General features: G+C 68.8%; 22 protein-coding genes and 1 pseudogene. 8 read left to right on the forward strand and 15 right to left on the reverse strand.

Annotated elements, in window-relative coordinates:
* Positions 1-34: 34 nt before the first annotated feature.
* A complete protein-coding gene (asnB, locus tag ACIQM0_RS09830) occupies positions 35-1,876 on the reverse strand; it encodes an asparagine synthase (glutamine-hydrolyzing) (RefSeq protein WP_401285316.1) in 1,842 nt (613 codons plus the stop codon).
* 395 nt (positions 1,877-2,271) lie between these two features.
* Here asnB and ACIQM0_RS09835 point away from each other — a divergent pair, with 395 nt between their 5' ends.
* Positions 2,272-2,871, forward strand: coding sequence for a YdcF family protein (locus ACIQM0_RS09835; protein WP_401285319.1), 600 nt, complete (start codon positions 2,272-2,274; stop codon positions 2,869-2,871).
* On the opposite strand, the gene ACIQM0_RS09840 is transcribed toward ACIQM0_RS09835, so the two are convergent.
* The 3 genes from ACIQM0_RS09840 to ACIQM0_RS09850 form a co-directional block, all read right to left on the reverse strand.
* Positions 2,840-3,439 carry an MFS transporter gene (locus tag ACIQM0_RS09840; protein ID WP_401285322.1) on the reverse strand — a complete coding sequence of 200 codons (600 nt, stop codon included), beginning with the start codon at positions 3,437-3,439 and terminating at the stop codon, positions 2,840-2,842. The genes ACIQM0_RS09835 and ACIQM0_RS09840 overlap by 32 nt on opposite strands.
* Positions 3,440-3,670: 231 nt before the next feature.
* The gene (locus tag ACIQM0_RS09845; protein ID WP_401285325.1) at positions 3,671-4,105 is read right to left on the reverse strand and encodes an MFS transporter; all 435 of its coding nucleotides are present in this window, start codon (positions 4,103-4,105) and stop codon (positions 3,671-3,673) included.
* Positions 4,102-4,248, reverse strand: coding sequence for a hypothetical protein (locus ACIQM0_RS09850; RefSeq protein WP_401285328.1), 147 nt, complete (start codon positions 4,246-4,248; stop codon positions 4,102-4,104). Before ACIQM0_RS09850 ends, ACIQM0_RS09845 begins: the two co-directional genes overlap by 4 nt.
* Positions 4,249-4,512: 264 nt before the next feature.
* On the opposite strand from ACIQM0_RS09850, the gene ACIQM0_RS09855 reads away from it, so the two are divergent.
* Positions 4,513-5,658 (forward strand): SMI1/KNR4 family protein, encoded by a 1,146-nt coding sequence (locus ACIQM0_RS09855; protein ID WP_401285331.1) that lies wholly within the window; start codon positions 4,513-4,515, stop codon positions 5,656-5,658.
* A gap of 160 nt (positions 5,659-5,818) precedes the next feature.
* On the opposite strand, the gene ACIQM0_RS09860 is transcribed toward ACIQM0_RS09855, so the two are convergent.
* The 4 genes from ACIQM0_RS09860 to ACIQM0_RS09875 all read right to left on the reverse strand — a co-directional run bounded on the left by ACIQM0_RS09860 (position 5,819) and on the right by ACIQM0_RS09875 (position 10,900).
* Positions 5,819-6,979: an oxygenase MpaB family protein gene (locus ACIQM0_RS09860; RefSeq protein WP_401285334.1), complete on the reverse strand. Its 1,161-nt coding sequence runs from the start codon at positions 6,977-6,979 to the stop codon at positions 5,819-5,821.
* Between the two features lie 94 nt (positions 6,980-7,073).
* The gene (locus ACIQM0_RS09865) at positions 7,074-8,129 is read right to left on the reverse strand and encodes a polyprenyl synthetase family protein (RefSeq protein WP_401285337.1); all 1,056 of its coding nucleotides are present in this window, start codon (positions 8,127-8,129) and stop codon (positions 7,074-7,076) included.
* On the reverse strand, positions 8,126-8,398 hold the full coding sequence (locus ACIQM0_RS09870) for a polyprenyl synthetase (RefSeq protein ID WP_401285340.1): 273 nt from the start codon (positions 8,396-8,398) through the stop codon (positions 8,126-8,128). The genes ACIQM0_RS09865 and ACIQM0_RS09870 overlap by 4 nt, the downstream gene beginning before the upstream one ends.
* A gap of 246 nt (positions 8,399-8,644) precedes the next feature.
* Positions 8,645-10,900 carry a protein kinase gene (locus ACIQM0_RS09875; RefSeq protein ID WP_401285343.1) on the reverse strand — a complete coding sequence of 752 codons (2,256 nt, stop codon included), beginning with the start codon at positions 10,898-10,900 and terminating at the stop codon, positions 8,645-8,647.
* Between the two features lie 160 nt (positions 10,901-11,060).
* Between ACIQM0_RS09875 and ACIQM0_RS09880 the strand changes: the two genes are divergently transcribed.
* A complete protein-coding gene (locus ACIQM0_RS09880) occupies positions 11,061-12,194 on the forward strand; it encodes an IS630 family transposase (RefSeq protein WP_401285796.1) in 1,134 nt (377 codons plus the stop codon).
* A 1-nt stretch (position 12,195) separates the two neighbouring features.
* Here ACIQM0_RS09880 and ACIQM0_RS09885 read toward each other — a convergent pair whose 3' ends face one another.
* The 3 genes from ACIQM0_RS09885 to ACIQM0_RS09895 form a co-directional block, all read right to left on the reverse strand.
* A complete protein-coding gene (locus tag ACIQM0_RS09885; protein WP_401285346.1) occupies positions 12,196-12,660 on the reverse strand; it encodes a GNAT family N-acetyltransferase in 465 nt (154 codons plus the stop codon).
* Positions 12,661-12,849: 189 nt separating this feature from the next.
* A complete protein-coding gene (locus tag ACIQM0_RS09890; protein WP_401285349.1) occupies positions 12,850-13,431 on the reverse strand; it encodes a dihydrofolate reductase family protein in 582 nt (193 codons plus the stop codon).
* Positions 13,432-13,532: 101 nt separating this feature from the next.
* Complete coding sequence (locus ACIQM0_RS09895; protein WP_401285352.1) at positions 13,533-14,390, reverse strand: helix-turn-helix domain-containing protein; 858 nt, start codon at positions 14,388-14,390, stop codon at positions 13,533-13,535.
* A 259-nt stretch (positions 14,391-14,649) separates the two neighbouring features.
* Here ACIQM0_RS09895 and ACIQM0_RS09900 point away from each other — a divergent pair.
* Together ACIQM0_RS09900 and ACIQM0_RS09905 are read left to right on the forward strand one after the other, a co-directional pair.
* A pseudogene (locus ACIQM0_RS09900) lies at positions 14,650-14,897 on the forward strand (SDR family NAD(P)-dependent oxidoreductase); the annotation flags it as partial.
* Between the two features lie 50 nt (positions 14,898-14,947).
* Positions 14,948-15,382 (forward strand): cupin domain-containing protein, encoded by a 435-nt coding sequence (locus tag ACIQM0_RS09905; RefSeq protein ID WP_401285355.1) that lies wholly within the window; start codon positions 14,948-14,950, stop codon positions 15,380-15,382.
* 357 nt (positions 15,383-15,739) lie between these two features.
* Here ACIQM0_RS09905 and ACIQM0_RS09910 read toward each other — a convergent pair whose 3' ends face one another.
* Complete coding sequence (locus ACIQM0_RS09910; RefSeq protein WP_401285358.1) at positions 15,740-16,054, reverse strand: transposase; 315 nt, start codon at positions 16,052-16,054, stop codon at positions 15,740-15,742.
* Positions 15,997-17,169, reverse strand: a complete 1,173-nt coding sequence (locus tag ACIQM0_RS09915; protein WP_401285361.1) for an MFS transporter — start codon at positions 17,167-17,169, stop codon at positions 15,997-15,999. The genes ACIQM0_RS09910 and ACIQM0_RS09915 overlap by 58 nt, the downstream gene beginning before the upstream one ends.
* 64 nt (positions 17,170-17,233) lie before the next feature.
* On the opposite strand from ACIQM0_RS09915, the gene ACIQM0_RS09920 reads away from it, so the two are divergent.
* Entirely contained in the window at positions 17,234-17,836 is a 603-nt protein-coding gene (locus tag ACIQM0_RS09920) for a TetR/AcrR family transcriptional regulator (RefSeq protein WP_401285363.1), read from the forward strand.
* A 611-nt stretch (positions 17,837-18,447) separates the two neighbouring features.
* Complete coding sequence (locus tag ACIQM0_RS09925; protein ID WP_401285797.1) at positions 18,448-19,032, forward strand: short chain dehydrogenase; 585 nt, start codon at positions 18,448-18,450, stop codon at positions 19,030-19,032.
* A 206-nt stretch (positions 19,033-19,238) separates the two neighbouring features.
* On the opposite strand, the gene ACIQM0_RS09930 is transcribed toward ACIQM0_RS09925, so the two are convergent.
* Positions 19,239-19,757, reverse strand: a complete 519-nt coding sequence (locus ACIQM0_RS09930) for a pyridoxamine 5'-phosphate oxidase family protein (RefSeq protein WP_401285798.1) — start codon at positions 19,755-19,757, stop codon at positions 19,239-19,241.
* 912 nt (positions 19,758-20,669) lie between these two features.
* Positions 20,670-21,128 (reverse strand): nuclear transport factor 2 family protein, encoded by a 459-nt coding sequence (locus tag ACIQM0_RS09935; RefSeq protein WP_401285365.1) that lies wholly within the window; start codon positions 21,126-21,128, stop codon positions 20,670-20,672.
* 119 nt (positions 21,129-21,247) lie between these two features.
* On the opposite strand from ACIQM0_RS09935, the gene ACIQM0_RS09940 reads away from it, so the two are divergent.
* Positions 21,248-21,820 (forward strand): TetR/AcrR family transcriptional regulator, encoded by a 573-nt coding sequence (locus ACIQM0_RS09940; protein WP_401285367.1) that lies wholly within the window; start codon positions 21,248-21,250, stop codon positions 21,818-21,820.
* Positions 21,821-21,993: the final 173 nt, after the last annotated feature.

Below are 21,993 nucleotides of genomic sequence, written 5' to 3' on the forward strand. Positions count from 1 at the left end.
CGCGTTCACCGGCGCCGCGTCGGTGCGGAGCCGCTCAGGGGAGCGAGATCTCCGGCTTGTAGAGGTCGAGCCACAGCGCCAGGTCCAGCGTGCGCTCCAGGCCGCGCCGGGACGCCTGGGTGATCTGCGGTGCGTCGTGCCGCGCAGCGCGCGCGACCCGGTCGCGGTCGACGAGGTCGAAGACCGGATGTGAGGGCTGCGCCAGCAGGTCCTTGGCGTGCCCCTGCAGGGCGAGCGCGTACTTGGGGTCCTGGGTGGAGGGGTAGGGGCTCTTGACCCGGTCGTAGACCGACTTCGGCAGCACGTCCGCCGTCGCCTCGCGCAGCAGGGACTTCTCCCGGCCGTCGAAGGACTTCAGCGACCAAGGCGTGTTGTACACGTACTCGACGAGGCGGTGGTCGCAGAAGGGCACGCGCACTTCGAGCCCGACCGCCATGCTCGCCCGGTCCTTGCGGTCGAGCAGAACACGCACGAAGCGCGTCAGGTGCAGATTGCAGATCTTGCGCATCCTGAACTCGAAATCGCTCTCGCCGTCCAGCCGTTGGACCCCGGCGACCGCACTGTCGTAGCTGTCCTGGATGTACGACGGGAGATCGAGGGCGGCCGTCAGATCGGGCCTCAGCACATCGGAGTCGTCACCGAAGTGCTGAGCGAAGCGCACGAGCCAGGGGAACGTGTTGGCGCGCCGCGCCTCCTCGTCGAAGAACTGCAGGTACCCGCCGAAGACCTCGTCGGCCGACTCCCCGGAGAGCGCGACGGTCGAGTGCTCGCGGATGGAACGGAACAGGAGGTACAGCGAGGCGTCCATGTCTCCGAAGCCCATCGGGATGTCCCGGGCCCGGATCACCTGGGCCCGCACCTCGGGGTCGGCCAGCGCGTGCGAGTCCAGCACGATGTCACGGTGGTCGGTGCCCGATGCCCGTGCGACGTCGTGCACGTACGGCGTGTCGGGGGTGGTGCGCAGCTCGTCGGCGACGAAGTTGTCGGCCTGGCCCACGAAGTCGACCGCGAAGCTGCGCACCGTCTCACCGTTCGCGGCAAGCTGACGGGCGGCGATCGCCGTCATGGCGGAGGAGTCGAGACCCCCGGAGAGCAGTGTGCAGCGCGGTACGTCCGCGACCAGCTGGCGCCGGACGATGTCGTCGAGGAGTGACCGCACATGGGCGATGGAGTCGTCCTTGCTGTCCGTGTGCGGGCGGGTCTCCAGCTGCCAGTAGACGTGCCGGCGCAAGCCGTTGCGGTCGACCGTGACAACCGTGCCCGGCTCGACCTCGCGCATCCCGTCCCACACGGCGTGGCCGGGCGTCTTGACGAACGCGAAGAGTTCGCGCAGCCCGTCGAGACCGACGCGGGCGCGGGCCAGCGGGTTGGCCAGGATCGCCTTGGGCTCGGAGCCGAACAGGACGCCGTCCGGGGTCTCGTAGTAGTAGAAGGGCTTGATGCCCATCCGGTCGCGGATCATGACGAGCTTGTCGTGGCGCCCGTCCCACAGGGCGAACGCGTACATGCCGTTGAGCCGCTCGGCCACCGCTTCACCCCACTCCAGATACCCGCGCAGCACGACCTCGGTGTCGGAGTCCGTGGTGAACCGGTGACCACGCCCCGTCAGTTCACGGCGCAGCTCGGTGAAGTTGTACGTCTCGCCCGAGTAGACGAGGGCCACCGTGCCCTGCGGTGTGTCGGCCGTCATCGGCTGGCGCCCGCCGGGCAGGTCGATGATCGCCAGCCGACGGTGCCCGAGGGCGGCCGGACCGTTGATCCATGTGCCGCGGTCGTCAGGGCCGCGGCAGGACATCGTCTCCGTCATCGCGTCCACGGTCGCGGACGCACTCCGCAAGTCGCGTTCGAAGGAGACCCAGCCGGTGATGCCACACATGCGCTACCTCCTGCGTGCTGTCGTCGGCCGGGGCCCGGGAACCACAGCTGAACAGCGGATTCGAGGTCTGCGCCACTCCTGGCCGAACTAGATGTACTGCACAGTTACGCATCGAGGGTGCGTCCTGTCATTGCATACGGTCAACGTGGCCGTAACACGACGGGGCCCGCCACCCGCAGCCTTTCGGCCGCCCGCCGCACCGCACGGGACCACGTCGTCACGGGCCGCGCCGCACCCCACCCGCTCGGGCGGGGGCGCGGGGCCGGACGGAGCAACACGTTCCGGCCACGGGCAAAGACTTACTCAATGTTGTGCATCGCTCCGCGGAGCGCAAGTGTGCTGGGCCGAACGTGGCAGGCATGTCGTCCGGGGGCGCGGTGCCCTAAAGTCGCCGGATGCGACGAAGGACAGGATTCGCGATGGCTGGGGTCGCGGCCCTGGCCTGGGGCGAGTGGTTGAACCGGCGCTGGTCTCGAGCCCTCGTGGGGAGCAGCGGGGGCGCATCCGAAGCCGTGGTCGTGTTGGGCTACCGGAACCCTCAATCGACGGCCAACTTCATCAACCGCTGGCGAGTCCGCGCCGGAGTTCGCTCCGTCGCCGCTGACAACGTGCGAGACACTCGCGTGATTTTCAGCGGCGGTCCAGCCGGCAGCCGCACTGCGGAGGCCCAGTTGATGGCTGAGTACGCGAAGTCGGTGCTCGAGTTCGACGGCACCGTTCTCCTCGAAGGCCGAAGTACGACGACATGGGAGAACATCACGAACGTGATCCCCTTGCTTGAGGACGTCGACCGCATCAAGATCGCCTCCCAGCCGGCTCACGCGTTCAAGGCCCGCGTGTACCTGCGACGACAGCGCCCTGATCTGGCCGAGAAGCTCGTGCGTGCGGATGACTACCGCCCCGGCGAGTGGATGGTCGCCAAACCACTGCTGGCTCTGTACGGGCTCTGGACACTCCGCGGGATCAGGGCCGGTGAACAGAAGACTTCGCTGTAAACGGCCGCTGTCCCGTCGGCGTCACAAACGGTGGCCCTCCCGCAAGGCCTCCTCGCGATCGGCGGGCGCCCATCACGCCCCCCTCGCCCCGGTCCGGGGCAGTCTCGTGGCCCCCGCGGCGGCGGAACTGGCAGAAGCCGAGGACCCGCCAGAAGGTGTCGCCGAAGGCCGCGGGGACGTCCGGGCCGCGGGCGGACAGCCGGTTCTGCAGGACCACGGCGTGGGCGGCGGTGCCGACCGAGCCGCCCACGGTGTTGAGGAGGTTGAGCGCCCCGGACGCACGCGGGAGTTGCTCGGGCTCGGTGCGGCTGTAGACGATGTTCATCACGGGCGCGCCGACCATGCCGATGCCGATGCCGCGGAGCGCGAGCGACGCGGCGATCACGGTGTCCGGGAGGTCGTGGCCGAGCTGGGTGAACGGGGCCGTGCCGATGAGGATCAGCACGATGCCGGCGACCACCAGGGTTCTCGGCACGGCCTTGTTGATGGTGCGGTTGACCAGCACCGACCCGGCCGCCGCGCCGAGCCCCTGGGGTGCGAGGAGCAGCCCCGCCTCCCAGGCCGACATCCCGCGGCGATCCGGCAGTACAGCGGCAGCAGGAACATCGTGCCGAACACCGACGCGCCCAGGACGAGCAGGGCGACGGCGGCGGCGCCGAAGGGGGCCGGGCGGACAGCCGGGGGTCGACCAGCGGGGTGCCGCGGGTCCGCAGGCCGTGCACGGTGAAGCCGGCGAGCATCGCCGGCCCCACGGACACTCCGACGGTGGCCGGGACGGTGCGGCCGTGGGCGACCTCGGTCAGGCCGAACACCAGCACGGCCAGGCCGGGTGAGAGCAGCGGGGCTCCGCGCAGGTCGAACGGGGTCGGCCGGTTCGATGGCGGTATCGCCGGCACATGGCGGCGGGCGAGGAGTGCGGCGACCAGGCCGACGCGCACAGCACCGAGCCGAGCAGGAACACGCCCACCGCGGCGAGCCACGTCCACCGGCCGCCGAAGCGGTCGGCCGGCCAGCCGGACGCGGGCACGGCGGCGACCACGGCCAGCAGGTAGGCGGTGGTGACCCACTGGACCTCCGCGACGGAGACGTCGAACTCGTCGGTCAGTGTGTCGATTCCGACGCTGACGATCGTGGCGTCCAGGGTGGCCATGAAGGTGCCGAGCACCAGCATGAACGCGATCCGCAGCAGGTGTCGGTCAACCCGCTCGTCCAGTGGAGCCGCATTCGCGCTCATCGGCCCTCCAAGAGGTCGAGCACGTCGTTGTCGAGGTGCTCGACCAGGGTGCGGAGCAGATCGAGCAGTTCCTCGGCGAGTCCGTCGGCGGCTGCGCCGATCCGGTGGGCGAGCACACCTGTCCAGCCGTCGCCGTCCGGCATGACGGTCAGGGTCACCGACAGGGGCCGGGCGGGGGATGTCGTCCGCGTCTTGGAGGCATAAGGCCCCCGCACCGCGCTTCTGGTGTGACTGAGCACTTCACTTGGCGAGTGAGCGCGTAAGCCGGGCACTGGAATATCCGGTACCGACGGCTTGGTGAGCCGGGACAAGGATCCACTCGAATCCACTGGCCTGAACGCCAACAAGGCGGACAAGACCGATGAGCGACGATCAAGTTGTCAGTGGCGGACTTTAGGGTCAGCCCTATGACAGCAGACCTGGTCCGGGCCTCCTGGACTCGCATCGACGCGTGGCTGCGCGAGCACGCACCCCGCACTTTCGCCACGCTACGGCCGCCCGCAGGGGACGACGAGATCGCGGCAGCGCAAGAGGAGCTCGGAGTCACCTTTCCTCCGGACCTGGTCGCTTCACTCCTCCGACACAACGGGGCGCTGGAGGGACCTGAGGCGTTCCGGTTCAGCACGGGCGACCGGCTGCTCGAAGTGAGCGGAATCCTCGGCGATACCGGGTTCATGCGCGGCATCGACCAAGGCCTCGACGGGGAGGCCGAGGGCTACTGGCTTCACGGCTACGTGAAGTTCGGTTCTCACGACGTGACGTCGGACGGTCTTCTGATGGACTGCCGTACTGGGCGGGACACCTTCGGCGCGATCGGGCGGTTCTTCGACGAGACCGGCACCGGTTTCGGGGAGGCAGACTCGCTGGGTGGGTATCTGGCCGAATTGGCCGGCCGGCTCGAGCGAGGCCAGGAAGCTGGTGTCGTCACGTTCAACGGCCGGCTGTTCTGGGAGGGACCTCTGCCTGCCAGGCCGGAGTTCAGTGCCGACGAGCCCCTTCCCGCACCGGATGAGCATCTTCCAGAGCTGGACCTGTCCCATGGTCCCACCGACCTCCTCCACGTGAGCTACCTGGACGGGCACGAGGGACTCGGTGCGCTGATCGCGATCCTGCCGTGCGAACAGGTGGTTGAGGCCGCGCGGAAGCAACTGCGCAGACTGGCGGTCGAAACAGGCCTGAACAACTACCCGGAGGTCGAGGAAGCCCTGAACGCGTGGGAGCGCGGTGCGGCCCCGCCACGGCCGGACCAGAACGATCCGCTCGCCCTGCGCCTGCGCGCGGTGCTCGCGCAGGCCGACACCGGCCGAGACAGCACTCGCAGGTGGGCCGCGGAGAAGATAGCCCTGGGGATCTGGGGATCCCCCTACAGGTCCGTGTGCGAGAGCGCGGAGATCCGGAGTCACTTCACTGTCGACTGGCGTGCGGATCTCCATGCGGACCTGGGCAATCCGCCGCTGCCACCGATACCTGACGACCAGTTCTGGGGAGCTCTGAGCAACCCCGCCATCGACTCCAGTTGGTACGCAGCTCAGTACGAGCAAGACCGGAGCTGACCCCAGGTTTTCCCTTCCGCGTGAGCACTTCGTCCGGCGAGTTGAGCAGGGTGCTGGTACGGCCCAGTTGTTGATGTTGTCTTGGGCCCTTCCCCGCGTACGGCGCGTGCCCCGCGGTGTGCTCTCGTCATGCCTGCGGGCAGTCCGAGCGCGGCGGTCATCAACCGACCGTGGCGGGCGGCGGGGTCCACCGGCGGGTGCGGGGCACCGTGCCGGAGACTCCGTAGTCCTTCTTGAGCTGTTCCGGGATGGCGTAGTGCATGACGCGTCCGCGGGTGAGGGAGGACAGTTCGAGGACGGAGGTGAGGTGGCCGAGGCGGTCCAGCGCCCAGGCGCCGAGCGGGGAGCGGTCCTCGATGGTCTCCAGCAGGCCGAGGAGGTGCGGGAGCGTCCTGACGACGGTGCTCCACGGCGTGCGGGGCACCGCGAGCCAGTCGGCGCAGGTGTCTCCGACGAGGTAGCGGATGAGAGCGGAGACGATCGGATCGAGCAGGGTCCCGGGCACCACCTCCTCGTAGAGGTCGATGAGCTGCCCGGTCAGGACCGCGCCCTCCTCGGAAGGCCCCATGTGCCGGACCATGTACAGGTCGAGGAACTGGCGGGCCTCGTCGAGGGTCTCGGGGACGGCGTCCTGGTCGATGCCGAGCATGGCACCGACGACGCGCCAGGCGTAGTAGTACGCTTCCGCGCCCTCCACCGACATGTGGATGCCCAGGCGGTGCAGGCTGTCCAGCACGAGCAGCGAGAAGAACATCTGCCCGCCGATCATGTCCTCCTGACAGATCGGCGTTCCGAGCGCCTCGGTGTCCCACCGGTCCTCGCGTGTGAGGTGGTGGCGGATGGAGGCGTGCAGGAGGCGGACCTTCTGGGCTGCCGGGATGAAGCGGCTGCCGGCCTCGAAGGCGTCGGGCTGCATCAGGTAGACGGTGAACTGCCCGGTCTCCGCCATCCGTTTGGAGGGGTACTTGAGCCCGTGGCTGGCCGACAGCAGCTTCGCCACATGCGGTACGACGTAGCAGGCGGGCATGGAGGCGAAGGACAGTGCGGTGGAGATGTGCAGATTGTTGTCGATGAAGAACAGCCGGGCCTTCTCCATCTCCTCCCAGTCCACCCAGGCCGGTGGGACACGGGTGGCATCGAGGTACTCGCGTGCGACGTCGGGCAGCCCGTCCGGCAGCGGGGCACCGGCGGTGGAGACGTAGCGCATCAGGGTGTTGAACGTGCCCACCTCCCCGCGTTCGAAGAGTGCGGCGACGGTGGCGTCGGCGAGTTCGTCACCGCCCTGACGCAGGGCGTCCATCGATGCCTCGGTGTAGGTCATGGCGGGGTTCCTTGCTTTCCACGGAATCGTCCACGGCCGGCGGGAGCGCCGGCGGCGGAGGGAGGCACGGGTTTGCGCCACCCCGGTGCGAGCGTCAGGACAGGCGGAGCGCCGCCGACTGTGTCAGCGCGGTGAGGGCAGCGGCGGCGTGCGACGGCACGTCCAACTCGTCGAGGGCGCCGAGCGCTTCCTCGACCCGTGCGTTGATCATGCCCTCGATGCGGGCGGGGGCCCCGAGCCTGCGCATCATCTCGCGGACCGCCTCCACCTCCTGCGCGCCCGGGTTGCGCCGGCCGACGAGGGTACGCAGCCGTTCCCGCTCTTCGTCGTCGGCGAGGCGCCAGGTCTCTGCCAGCAGGGCCGTGGGCCGGTGTCCGCGCACATCGTCGGCGTTGGCCTTTCCGGTCTGTTCCGGGTCGCCGAACAGGCCGAGCAGGTCGTCCCTCAGCTGGAAGGCCTCGCCCAGCGGCAGCCCGTACGCGCGGTAGCCCTCGCTCAGCCGCGTCCCGGCCCCTGCCAGGGCCCCGCCGATGAGCAGGGGCTGCTCGACGGTGTACTTGGCTGTCTTGTAGCGGATGACCTTCAGCGACGCCGCGGTGTCCGGACCGGCTCCGGTGCGCAGGATCTCCAGGCACTCGCCCGCGATCAGCTCGCGGGCCATCACCGACCACAACGGGCGGGCTCGGGCCAGATACGCGGCGGGCAGCCCGCTCTCGGTGAAGAGCTGCCCGGCCAGCGCCATCAGCAGGTCTCCCACCAGCATCGCCAGCGACCTGGCGGCAGCGTCGGCGCGCGGGCGACGGCGTACGGCAGCGCGCAGGGCGATGTGCGCGGTGGGCCGCCCGTGCCGCAACGGGCTGTCGTCGATGAGGTCGTCGTGCACGACCGCTGCGGCATGCACCAGTTCCAGGGAGGCCGCCGCCCGCACCAGCGCGTCGTTGTCCGGCTGTCCCACCGCGCGCCAGCCCCAGTAGCAGAACGCCGCCCGCAGCCGTTTGCCGTCCGCGACCACCGCCTCGAGCTGCTCGGCCACCGGGGCCAGGAGCGGGTCGATCTCCGCGAACCGGTCCGCCTCCTGGGCGACGAAGCGGTGCAGTATCCCGTCGACGCGGGTCTTGAACGCGGCCGGCTCCCACCGGTCGGACGTCACCGGCCTGCCTGCCGGTCCAGGGCGCGCCGGGCCAGGATCTCCAGGTGGGCCGGCGGGGCGGCCGCGTACCGGTCCAGCACCAGACGCCCGCGCGCCGTCAGATCGCGCTCGGCCTCCGCGACCAGCTCCGCGGCGTCCGAGCGGCGCAGCAGCCCCCGCACCGTCCCCAGGGCCGAGCCCAGCGTGCTCACGGCCAGATCGGTCAGCCCTGCCATCAGCAGTACCGCCTGGCCGTCCAGGCCCTTCCGTTGTTCCGCTTCCCGCGTCATCCCGTGTCCCCCGCCCGGTGCCCATCCAGACGGCGCCGGTCGCACGCCGTCCATCCGAGGATCGCGCCATACCCGGCCCGAAAGCGGAAAAACTCACGATCGAGTGATCACATCGTTCGACCGTACGGATCATGTTCCCGTGCCGGACACCGGCCAGGGCGTACGTCCCACCCCGCCACCGCAGGCCGTGCGCCAGGTGTCGGTCGGGGGTGCGCGGAGGCGGGCGGTGGGCGGGTGCCGTCGTGGTCAGCCCGACTTCGGCGGTTTCTGCGTGTCGAAGGCGAAGAGGGTGTTCTTGTCCGCGGCCACGATCACCGCACGCCCAGCGACGGTCACGCGCGGGCCGGCCCCCTGCTCGCCCGTCAGACCATCGGCCTGCGGGTCCGTCGTCCACAGGGTTTTGCCGTCACGCGGCGACAGCGCGACCACCCGGCCGGTGGCCGAGCTGAAATACAGCGCACCGGCTCCCGCGACGGGACCCGACGCGCCCTCCACGCCCATCTGCCGCGACCACTTCTTCCGGCCGGTCGCGGGGTCGAGCGCCGTGACGAGACCGGTCTGGCTGCTCACGTAGACGGTGCCGTCCGCCATGCCGGGCGTCCCCGCGTACGTCTTGGCCAGTCGGGAGTACGTGACCTTCCGCGCGGCCGGGTCGACCCGTGCCACCCCGTCGTAGCCGGTCAAGGCGGTGCCCTCGATGTGCTCCTGGAGGAGGACGAGCCTGCCGTCGGCGACGCCCGTCGGCACGGCGGGGCCGTCGACCGCGATGGGCCTGCCCAGCTTCCCCGAGGGGCGATCGACCGTGTACAGGGTGGGGTGGCGCACCTCTGAGGCGTCCACCTCCGCGTGCGTCGCGCACATCGCGAGGAGCTGTGGGCCCACCGGGACGGGGGCGCACAGCGTGCCCGCGGGGAACGACGTCGTCCAGGTGACGTCGCCGCTGTGCGCGTCCCGGGCCTCGAAGCGGGAGTTGGAGGCGTCGACCGTCACGACGGTGGAGCCGACCACGACGGCGTCCTGACTCCGTCCCGTGACGGCTGTCGACTGGGCGCCGGACGGCACGGACCACAGCTCACGCCCGTCGTCCGCGTCGACGGCCACCACCTCGCTGGGAGGGCCCTGCGGGGCGTCCTGGGCGGCGAAGCGGTAACCGAGCACCGTGTCGTCGGTGGCGCCCACCAGGTGCGAGCCCTGGACGGGGACGCCCGGACTCTTCGCCGTCCACACCCGCGAACCGTCCATGGCCCTGATGCGGGTCGCGACAACACCGCCGCCCCCGCAGAACAGCGCGTCGCCGCGCGCGACGCAGCGCAGCTCGTCGGGGATGTCCGCACGGCCGCCCGGCACGGTCTTGCGCCACGGCCGGAAGCCGTCCGGAAGTGCGGCGCCCGGCGCCGCGACGTTGCTGCCCTTGTCGGCGCTGATGGTCCCGGTGCCGTTCCCGCCGAAGCCGCCGGCCTGCAGCGTGGCGACGCCGCCGCCGATCGCTGCCACCGCGACGGCGGCCGCGAGCACGGGACGCCATCGGCGACGCAGACGGTGGCCGATGGGGGTGCCGGTGCTCCCCGTACCGGGACCGTCCGGGGAGGTGGTCGGGGCATTCGGCGCCGGGGTGGCGCGCGTCGAGAGGTGATACTGGGTGATCATGTCGCGGGTGCGGCCCGTGCCGGCCCCTTCCGCTTCGGTCCCACCGAGGTCGGCCGGCAGGTCCCGCAGCAGGACGAGGAGTTCGTCCGCCGAGGGGCGCCCCTCGGGCTCCTTGTCCAGGCACGGTTCGACGACAGCCCGCAGAGCCTCCGGCACGGCGCCCAGCGACGGTTCCTCGTGCACCACCTGGTACGCCGTCATGTACGGGCTGTCCGCGTCGAAGGGGCCGTGGCCCGTCGCCGAGTACACCAGCAGCGTCCCCAGCGAGAAGACATCGGACCGCGGCCCCACACCACGCGGCGCCTGCAACTGCTCCGGCGACATGAAGGGCGGCGTGCCGATGACCCGCCCCGTCATCGTCAGCGTCTGCTGGTCCACGGCGCGCGAAATACCGAAGTCGATGACGCGTGGGCCCTCGGGCGAGAGCACGACGTTCGAGGGCTTCAGGTCACGGTGGACGACCCCCACCCGGTGGATGTCACGCAGCGCCTCGGCCAGCCCGATGGCGAGCCGCCTCAGCTCCGCCCCGTTCAGCGGGCCCTTCATGGCGATGCGCTGGGCGAGCGTGTGCCCCTCGATATAGGTCGTCGCCATCCACGGCTGCTCGGCCTCGGGGGCGGCGTCGACCACGGCGGCGGTGAACGCACCGCTCACCCGCCTCGCGGCCGCCACCTCCTGCCGGAAGCGGATGCGGAACTCGTCGTCCCCCGCGTACTGCTGGTGGATCAGCTTAATCGCGACAGGCCGCCCCGAGCTCGTACGGGCCAGAAAGACCGTGCCCATGCCACCCGAGCCGAGCCGAGCCTCAAGCGGATATCCGCCGATCTCGACCGGGTCACCTCCGCGCAGCGACACTCTTCCCGACCTCCCGTCCCCCGTGCGCCTCTGCCGCCACGGGCCTGCGTACCTGTCCTGCGCACAAACTAGTGCCGCATCAGGCAACGTTTGCCCTCTTGTGATGTGACGCGCTACCCGGGTCCTGTCCTAGACAGCGCGTGGCCGTCAGGCTGTGCGGGTGGCAGAACGAGTACGCGTCCGTGAGATCGATGACGATGAGGGCAGACGGCTGCTGCGGATCATCCGCCGCGGCACCGGCTCGGTGGTGACTTGGCGGCGGGCCCAGATGGTGCTGCTGTCCGCGCAGGGCATGGCGGTGGCGAAGATCGCCGAGGTCACTTTCAGCAGCGCGGACCGGGTCCGAGACGTGATCCATAACTTCAACACCGACGGATTCGAATCCCTTTACCCGAAATACCAAGGCGGCCGGCCCAAGACCTTCACGCTGCCCGAGCGGCGCGAGATCAAGAAGATCGGCAAGTCCAAGCCAGCCGAGCACAGCCTGCCGTTTTCGACCTGGAGCCTGACCAAGCTGGCGGACTTCCTGGTCGCCGAGGGGGTGGTCGACGACATCAGCCACGAGGGCCTGCGCATCCTGCTCCGCGAGGAAGGCGTCTCCTTTCAACGGGTAAAGACCTGGAAGGCGTCCCGTGACCCGGACTACGCGGCCAAGAAGGCGCGCGTGGAGCACCTGTACGCGATCGCCGACGGCGAGGTCATACCTGAGGAGGGCGAACCGGAGGTGGTGTTCTGCATGGACGAGTTCGGGCCGCTCAACCTCCAGCCGCACCCGGGCCGGCAGTGGGCCGAACGCGGCGGCAGGCACAAGGACCCCGACCGCGAACCCAGGCCCCGGCGGCGGGCGACCTACACCCGCCCGCACGGGGTCCGGCACCTGTTCGCCGCCTATGACCTGGGCAAAGACAAACTCTACGGCCACATCAAGAAGACCAAGAACCGGTTGAAGTTCCTGGAGTTCTGCCGCTACCTGCGCACCCACTACCCGCCGACGGTCCGCCTGGCGATCGTGTGTGACAACTACTCGCCGCACCTGACCACCAAGCGATGCCGCCGGGTGGCCGACTGGGCCGAGGCCAACAACGTCGAGATCGCCTACACCCCGACGAACTCCTCCTGGCTCAACCGCATCGAGGCCCAGTTCACCGCCCTGCGCTACTTCACCCTCGACGGCACCGACCACGCCAGCCACAAAGAGCAGGGCAGCATGATCCGCCGTTACATCATCTGGCGGAACAAGCACACCGCCGATGAAAGCCTGCGCAAGGTTGTCGCCAGGGCCAACGTCGCTTGAATCAAGTGACGACCCGGCGATAGACCTGCCGTGAACCGCCTTCCGGCCCCGGATCTGCGGCCTCGGCAGGGGCGAAACCGAGACACTCGTAAAAGACGCGTGCGCCGCTGACAACGGCGCCCGGGTGGTCGGCCCCGAAGGTGACCACCTCAATGCTGCCCGGGCCGCGCACGAACCTTCGTGTTGCGTCCACCATCAGCGCACGACCGACGCCCTTCCCGCGTTCCTTCTCCGAGACGACGAGCCAGTGGACGTGGTAGGTCGGCTCCTTGGCACCGAACAACAGGCCGCCGAGGAGATCCGAGCACGAAGAGACGGCGACGAGCGCTGCAGACCGGCCAATGTGCTTGTCGACAGCGCTATGGAATCCGGGATCTCCGACCATCGGACCGAACCAGTGCTCGACCTGAGCTGCCAGGCCAAGAAAGCCAGCGAAGTCTTGCTCTCGTGCGAGTCTGACGATCATCCGAGCAGTCTGGCAGACGAGGCAAACATTGTCTGATGCGGCACTAGCCGCAGGGCGGTACGGGAGAGCAAAGCGGGTGACGAGCAGGGAGCCCAGGGCCGCTCCGGTGCAGTACGTGGTGCAGCCCCGCCAAGGACCTCGGCGGGGCTGCACCAGGCCGTGAGGCCCCGGCTCGGTGGGGCCCGTCGGCTACTGCTGAAGCGGGGCTGGGCGCGCCACGCGGTAGCGGAGGTAGACGACTCCTGAGCCGATGGTGCGGGTCTCGACGAGTTCGAGGTCCACCCGGCTCTCGTGGTGGGGAAAGAACGGAATACCGCCGCCCACCAGCACCGGGTAGACCCTGGCCCGGTACTCGTCGATCAGGCCCAGCGCGGCCGCCTCGGCGGCGAGAGCAGCGCCGCCGATCGCGATGTCGCCCGCGTCCGGCTCGGCTCGCAACCGCTCGATCTCCTCCGCCAGGCCGCCGGCGGCCAGGCGGGCATTGCCCTGCACCGTCGACAGCGTGGTGGAGAACACCACCTTGGGGAGCGGGTTCCAGATCGCGGCCCACTCACGCATCGAGTCGTCGAGCGTCGGGTCCTGGTCCGCGGTCTCCCAGTACAGCATCGTCTCGTACAGCCGTCGTCCCAACAGGTGGACGCCGACCTCCCGGATCTCGTCGGTGACGAAGCGGAAGATCTCCTCGTCGGGCGCCGTCCATGCGAAGTCGCCGTCCGGCCCGACGATGTAGCCGTCGAGGGAGACGCCCATCGAGTAAGTCACGCTGCGCATCGGAATTCCTCCTCGGGAGCAGGTTTCGACACTACGACCCGCCGGGTCGTGGGCCGCCGCAGGACTGGTCACATGGCCGCGCGTGGCACTCATCCGGCGGGTCAGGCGCTGGTCCGGTGCTGGTCGGCGGCCCAGGAGGCGAGGATGCGCAGGCCGTCGTGGGTTGGGGAGCCGACTTCGGCGGTCCATACGACGAGCTGCTGGTCGGGGTCGGTGCTGGCGGTCAGGGTGTCCCAGTCAAGGGTGAGCTCGCCGGCGACCGGGTGGCTGAGGACCTTCGTCCCCACGCTGAGAACGGCGACGTGGTGCGCGGCCCACCACTGACGGAAGTCCTCGTCCTGAACGCACAACTCGCCGACCAGAGCGGTCAGACGGGGGTCGTCGGGATACTTCGCCGCCTCCATACGCAATTGCGCGACCGCGGTACGGGCAACGCTTTTCCAATCGGCGTACAGGGTGCGCATCGCCGGGTCGGTGAAAAGAATGCGCACGTAGTTGCGGTGCTTTTCCGGGACGGCGGCGAAGTCGGTGACGAGGGCCGCTGCGAGAGGGTTCCAGGCGATGACGTCCATCCGGCGTCCCATCACGACGGCGGGCGTGGAGGTGAGGTCGTCCAGGACCCTGCGCAGCTGCGGCTGGACCTTCTGCCGGGCCCTGCGGCGCGGCTTCGCGGTCTCTTTCCCGGCCAGGCCGAACAGGTAGCGTCGCTGGTCAACGTCCAGCTGCAGGGCCTGGGCCACGGACTCCAGCACCGGCGCGGAGGGTGGCAGCCGCCCCTGTTCCAGGCGGGTGTAGTAGTCCGTGGAGATCGACGCGAGGTGAGCGACCTCTTCCCGGCGCAGCCCGGCGACCCGGCGCGGGCTCGCGCTGCTGGGCAGCCCCACGGCACGGGGGCTCAGCTCGGCTCGGCGGGCCTTGAGGAACTCACCCAGCTCGTTCAGGTGCGGTGTCGGACTCATACCCCCAGTGTGGCAGCGGGAGCGCCGGCGGTGAGGGGGAAGGATCCTTCCCAGGATGTTTCTTCCCAGGAACAAATCCTCCTCTGCACGGCCGCGCGCACAGGTGCAAACCTGGAATGACGCCGGGCAGGAAACGGGAGGAAAGAGCGTCGTGTGCATCGTGCCGGAAATGGAACCCGCACCGCGGAAGGTCATCGACGACGCCTCCCCCGGAACCACTGAGCCCTCTTCTTCCTTCCACGCAGGAGCTCCACTTCTCATGAGCAAGGTCATCTTGGTTACCGGTGCCGGCCGCGGCCTGGGCACCGACATCGCCCGCCAGGCCCTGGCCACCAGGTCGTCGCCACCGGCCACCGGCCCGAGACGGTCCTCCGGGCGCTCGGCGGCGAGCAGGACAACCTGCTGGTCACCGCGCTGGACATCACCAGCACGGACGCGGCCCAGACAGCCGTCGAGGCCGCCGTCACGCGGTTCGGGCGCATCGACGTACTGATCAACAACACCGCCATCTGACGTCCGTTTTCCCCAGACACCGGATCCGCGCCAAGGAGCACGTCATGGAATTCGTCAACCCGCAGCCCACCGGCAAGGGCCCCGAGGCCTGGTTCAACGGAGACGTCTGGTTCGACGTCATCCACGCAGGCCGGGAGCCTTCCCGTATCCGCGCCAACATGGTGCGCTTCGCCCCCTGCGCCCGCACCGCCTGGCACCGTCACGCCGTCGGCCAGACCCTCCACGTCGTCGCGGGCATCGCCCTGATCGGCACGCGCGACGGCACCGTGTACGAGGCGCATCCGGGTGAGACCGTCACCTGCCCGCCCGGCGAGGAGCACTGGCACGGCGCCACCGAGGACCGCTTCATGCAGCACCTCGCCCTGTGGGACGCGACCGCACCGGACGACGACCGCGCCGAGACGACCTGGCTGGAGCACGTCACCGACGCCCAGTACCAGGCACCTCGCACCCGCAGCAGCAGCAGCAAGAACAGCTGACTCACAGCGGTCGGCGACGGCGACGGGGTGGCTCTCGGCTGGAACGTAGCTGCGGCAACAGGCTGGAGGTTGAATCCTCCACGAAGCCGATGGTCACACAGGGGTGTTCGTCCGGCGGCTCTGCGCGGGCGTGGTCGCCCGGTCAACCGCCGCAGCAACACCGCGGGCATCGCCCGGTACACCCGTAACTCCGATCCGCAGAAACGATGTTCGTAGGCGCGTACCTGCCTGCGATGCAGCATCAAGATCCCCTGGGCGCGCTCCACGACCCACTGCTCGGCCTGGGTAACGAGTCCGGTCTGCGGTGGGGTTGCGCTCCACGACCTCCACCTCGATGTTCGCCTTCTCCCGCACCCGTCAGCGCAGCAGGTCGTGAATGGTCTGGTCGGTGCCGTCGTCGCGCCAGGTGCAGAAGTAGTACTTCACCGCGCTGGGCGGCTGAACTTCATGCGGAAGCAAGTCCCGCTGAGAACCGGTCCGCCCCTGGCAGAGCAGCGCGTTGATGATGTCCCGCATCTCGTACCGGCCGGGATGCCGCACAGCTACACGTTCAGGCGACGGAAGGAATGCCCCTGCTCTGGCATGCCGCCCTCTGAGACCCAGAGGGCCGCATCTCAGGGGCCTGTTCGTGGCCGGACCGCTCTCGCACCGACGACGCCGAGCGCCGCGCACGCAAGAAACGAGAACGCGGTGCCCATGTGGTCGGCGAGTGCGCCGACGACGGGGGAAGCCACGGCCTGTCCCGCAGAGATCATGAGGAAGCCCAGTGCGACCGCGGCAGCCGTGGTCTCGGGGTGCATGCGGGTGATCCAGAAGAAGATCACGGTGGTGAGCGTGACGTAGGCGGCCCCGAAGACCGCGATCCCGGCGAAAGCGGCAATGAGGTGGCCGGGCAGTAGTCCAATCACGGCGCTCGCCGTGCCCAGCAGGGCGAGGGCGATGGTCCAGACGCGACGGAGTCCGTGGCGTGCGATCAGGTCGCCGGCGGACAGGCCGACGAGTTCAGCCGCGCCCAGGACCACCCATAGCAGCACGGAGACAGTGGCACTCATCCCTCCGGCGTTCATGACGTGCTCACGGCCGAAGTTCCAGGTGGCCGAGCTGGCCGCTCCGAACAGTGCTGCCGCGCCCAGCGCCGTCCAGGACCTGCGGTCACGCGCCACAGCTGTCAGTGCGCCGAGCGGACGCACAGCGTGGGTGTCCGCACCGGAGGCACTTCGGCCCGGCAACAACAGGGTGACCCAACAGGTCACCGCGACAGCCACTACGGCGAAGGCCGCCCATGCGATGCGCCAGTGACCGAGGGCCGAGAGCGCCACGAAGCCGGAGGCCACGATGCCGGCGGCGGGACCGGCGTTGACGATGGCCTGGGCGCGGTCATGATGGCGCTGGGGGCCCCAGCGCCCTATCGCCTCGGCCAGTGGCGGGGATGCCACTCCGGTGCTGGCTCCTGCTATCAGTACGCCCATGGCCAGCATGCCTGCGTCTGTCGCAGCGGCGACCAGCGCCATACCCACCGCTGCGGTCACTCCGGCGGCAGCAGCCACTGGGCGCGGCCCGAAGCGCGCGACGGCCGCGGCCGCGGCAACGACGGTGACGCAGTACGCAGCGAAGCTGCCGCCGGCAATCACACCGGACAGAGTGCCGCCGAAGTGGAAGGCGTCCTTGAACGCGGGCAGGAACAGCCCGTAAGCGAAGCGCGCGAGCCCGTAGCAGACCGCGATCAAGGCCAGCCCCGAGGCGGTCAGCCCCCACGGGCGTACCACCGTCGACGATGGCGTCGCCATACCCTCACCTCCATGAGGTAGAACGGTCACTCTTCTATGTAGAACGATTGGTATCATAGTCGACGTGGACAACGTGAAAATCGATGCGCGCTCGGCCCGCAGTCGCCTTCTGGACGCCGCCGACCAGCTCTTCTACGCCCACGGCATCAACGCCACAGGCGTGGATGCCGTCATCGAAGCGGCCCAGGTGGCCCGCATGACCTTCTATCGGCACTTCGGCGGGAAGGACGCCCTCGTAGCGGCATACCTCCAAGCGCGCGATGCGCGCTGGCGGGCCACTATGGAAGAGTGCGTCAGCGCCGCCGGTGACGATCCCGACGCCCGGCTTCTCGCCGTCTTTGATGCCCTGCGTCTATGGCACGCGGACCCGCGCTTCCGCGGCTGCTCCTTCGCCAACGCCGCCGCAGAACTCACCGCGCCCGACCATCCGGCTCGCGCTGTCGTCACCGCCCACAAGCAGGCGCTCCGCGTCCGCATCACCGCACTCGCCCGAGCCACCGGACATCCCGCACCCGACCGGCTGGTCAATCAGCTGCTCCTTCTTTTCGAGGGCGCCACCACGACCCAGGCACTGGGCACCGTCAGCAACGCCGCGGACGAAGCCCGCGCCATCGCCAAGGACCTGATCAACTCCCACACGGGGACGTCGCACAACACCGCCTTGTAGGACGCCACTGGGCAGGGAGTTACCGATTCAGGCGGCCCGGACGGGAGCAAACCGGCGGTCGTCCACAAACGGTCTTTGCCGGGCACCCCTACCAGTGGCCGCTGGACCCGCCGCCGGAACCCTGGAGCTCGGGGTCGGCCCGGCCGTGCAGGGCGTCGGCATGGATGGAAACCGAACGCCGGGCTTCCGATCGGTGACACACGAATGAGTGCTGCCTGACGCCCAATCCGATCGCGAGGATCGGGACACCGCCGCCGGTCACATCAGTGGGTTCGGCAAGATACTCACCCAACGCCTCGGCGCCACGCTCCTCACCGGGATCGGCGCCTTGATGCCGGCCAACTGCCGGGCCTCACCGGCTTCGCGATCCACCTGCTCCGAGACCTCGACGCCGCGACAGCCGGACTCACCCTGGAGTGGAGTTCCGGCAGTGTTGAAGGCGCCGTGAACCGAATCAAGAAGATCAAAAGGCAGCCCTACGGACGAGCCTGATTTGAACTACTCCGCAACATGATGCGGCTTCAATAGCCCTCCACGACCGCTCTCCCGGTCTGCGGCAGAGCGGCGAAAGACATCGCCCGCGTGTTACCGGCCCTGACATGATCGGTGACATGAAGGTACTTGTGATCGGAGCGACAGGAACGATCGGCAGTGCTGTCACCAGTGCGCTAGAGGCTTCTCATCAGGTGGTCAAGGGATCCCGCAGGGGGCCGGTGAAGGTGGATGTGGAGGACCCGTCTTCCTTGGACGCCCTCTTCGACCAGTTGCCGGATCTCGATGCAGTGGTGTGCTGCGCCGCCAGCGGCCCGCTTGTGGATCTGGAGTCAGTGACGGATGAAGAGATCGCGGCTGGAGTACAGGGCAAGCTACTGGGGCAGGTCGCGCTGGCCCGACGAGCTGCGCGCCGTCTGCGCGACGGCGGCTCCATCACCCTGACCGGGGGCACCTTCGCCACCCCGCTGGCCGGCGGCTCGCTGGGAGCTCTCGTCAACACCGGCCTTGAAGGCTTCGTCCGCAACGCGGCCAGTGAGCTGCCGCGAAGGATCCGCATCAATCTGATCAGCCCTGGATGGATCAAGGAAACCCTGGAAAGCATGGGCGCAGACGGAAACGAGGGAACTCCCGTTTCAGAGGTAGCCCAGGCGTACGTGACATCGGTGGAAGGCACTGTGCAAGGCCAGACCATACGTCCGTGATCGTCAACGGAGGCCGGTCCGCCGCCCTCGAGTACGGCGGGCCGGCTACCTGAGTGCGGGACAGCCGAACGCCTCACGTTCAACGGCACCCTCATCGAAGCCTGCACCGACTCATACCGCCCCGCCAGCACCCGTGCCCCAGCCCAAGTAGAAGAACACTCCAAGGCCGGTTGACGTCACCCCCGGCTGGCCAACCGGATCCCGGACTACTGGCCTGACCTGGTCCAGAACTGACGCGGTGCGAACCCTTCGCGCCGCAACCAGTGTTCGGTATAGACAATCCGCTCCGCCTCGACCACGACGAGAGGTCCGGACGGAGGTTCATCGAGAGCGCGCGACCGCTCGACGTGGTCGGACTGCCAGCGAAACGCAGGCCAGTAGTGCTCGAAATCGGGGTCTTCCTCCGACAGAACGCGAGCCCGCCCGAAGACCTGAGCCCCTCGACTGCTGGCCTGTCCGACCAGCGGAGCGAAGACACCCGCCGACACCCGCGGGTCAGCAGCGAGGTTCCTCATTTTCGGCGATGCAGGATCCGTGCTGAACATCACGGCGAAGTCGAGGTGGAAGTACCGCACTGGCGTCGCGAGCGGCCCCTCCGGGCCTGCCGTCGCGATCACGCACATGTTCTGCGACGACAGCAGGTTGAGTATGCGCTCTTCCAGACGCTCTCGGTCAAGGTGCTTCTTCGGGGACGGGCCGGCCAGCCACTCGTTGGTCACAGGCATGATCGAGTCTCCCACGCTTCACCCCTTGGTCTTCCGAAGCCGGGCGGCCACGACAATCGCCAGCGCCGTCAAAGATGGGTTCTGGCACAGATCTTGGGAAGCTGTCGCGGAGCGTGACATCGTTGTTCGATCAGGAGGGACTGGCTCGTGCAAGACGGCGCACGCCTCGGCCTGCCGACAGCTGGAAGTGACGCACTATCAGGTCCCTGCCGGTCCCTGCCGGTCCCTGCTGCAATCGGTTGCCGACGGTGACGATGCCGGTCATGCAGACCGATGCACCGTTCTGGGACTCGCCGGTATGCGCCGGGATCGACGATGTGGAGGTCGAGGCGGTCACGGCCGCGTTCGGGTCGAGGCGGTGGCGAGAGGTCGTGCAGGCGGCGCCACGGCACTTCGGGACCACACCGCCCAGCCGTGACCGGGACCTCTCGCATGAGATTCAGGTCAGCGACGCGGAAGCCACAGCAGCAGCGATCATCCCGCTGCGGATCACCGCCCGCGTCGCCGAACTCGTCACCCAGGAGCACCGGGAGGTGGTGACGTGTTCCCTATTGAATCGGCGTGTTGAAGCCGACCTGACGGGGTGGCGCGGTGAGCAAGTGGCGCGTGTTCTGGGTCCCCAAGGCAACGCCGATCATGTCTCCTCACGCACCCGAGCTGGTGGGACAGGCAGAGCTGGCGGAGCGCGAACAGCCGACCGGGATCAGACCCGGCGATCCGATTCCGCTGGCACCGGACTGCCGCATCGACGTGGGGGCTCCAGCCCGTCCGCACTCGCACACACCGGCCGCCGATGCAAATGATCTGCGGCAGGAGGGATGCCGGCCTACTGCCGTGCATGGCGAATCGGGAGGAGCCTGATCGCCAAGTGACCCCACGGCGCGCCCCGGCCATCACCGACAGATGCGTTCTTTACCGTACCGGGAGTGGCTTGCCGCAGTCGCTGTCGGGACGGGGCCCGAAAATGCGCCGTTCCTCGGGGGCGATCTGCACGTCGTTGATGCTCGCCTCGCGGCGGGTCATGAGTCCCTGCTCGTCGAATTCCCATAGCTCGTTGCCGTAGGAGCACCACCACTGCCCGTTTTCGTCGCGGCACTCGTACTGGAAGCGGACTGCGATGCGCTGATCGCTGAACGCCCACAGCTCCTTGCGAAGCGCGTAGTCGAGCTCCCGCTGCCACTTGGCGGTGAGCAGTTCGACGATGTCGGCGCGCCCCGCGACGGATGTACCGCGGTTTCGCCAGACCGAGTCCTCCGAGTAGGCCAGCGAGACCTTTTCCGGATCTTGGGTGTTCCAGGCGTCTTCCGCAGCCTGGACCTTCTGCAGTGCTGTCTCGTGGGTGAACGGGGGCAGCGGGGGGCGATCCGTCATGGCGTCTCCTATGACCGACTCAGAGGGAGAACGGCCGTTCTCCCTCTCCTTGATACGGTAGAGAACAGAAATTCTCCCGTCAATGCGACCAAGACCGCAGCAACGAGCAGGGGCGGACCGTGAAACTGGACGAGGCCCGTGACCAGGCACTGGATGCCGCCGAGAACCTCTTCTACGCGCGAGGGGTCCAAGCCGTCGGAATGGCGCAGATCAGGGACGCCTCCGGGCTCTCCCTCAAACGGCTCTACCAGCTCTTTCCTGCCAAACAGGATCTCGTCGAGGGCTACTTGGCCCGCCGCGATGTCCGATGGCGTCGGAGCATCGCCGAGTACACAAGCCGCCACGAGGACTCCAAGGAGCAGGTCCTGGCCGTCTTCGACTGGCTGCGGCAGTGGTTCGAGGAGCCCGGATTCCGGGGTTGCGGCTGGATCAACTCATACGGGGAACTGGGCGCCGCCTCGCCGGCCGTCACGCAATTGGTCCAAGAGCACAAACAAGCGTTCGCGGATTGGCTGATCGATCTCGTCGGTCGCACCGGGCGGCCTGCTTCCACGGGCCAGCAGATCTTCCTGTTGGCAGAGGGTGCCATGGTCACCGCCGGCATCACGGGTTCCTCCTCGCCCGCGGCCCAGGCACGCGACGCCGCATCGGTCCTGCTCGCCGCCCAGGCCAGCACGGACTCCCCCAGATAACCCCACCGTCCGCGCAGTACGCCGAAGATGAACTTGAACACCTCGAGTCGCATAGCGCGGGCGGACCCAGATCACAACACCTCGCCCACCGTGGCGCCCCGAGCAGTCACTCACTTCAATGCGCCTGGCTGCGACCGCGCCTTCCTCACATAGCCCTGCACGTCATCCACGGG

Origin of the sequence: Streptomyces sp. NPDC091387 (assembly GCF_044756945.1) — a bacterium.
Taxonomy (GTDB): Bacteria; Actinomycetota; Actinomycetes; order Streptomycetales; family Streptomycetaceae; genus Streptomyces.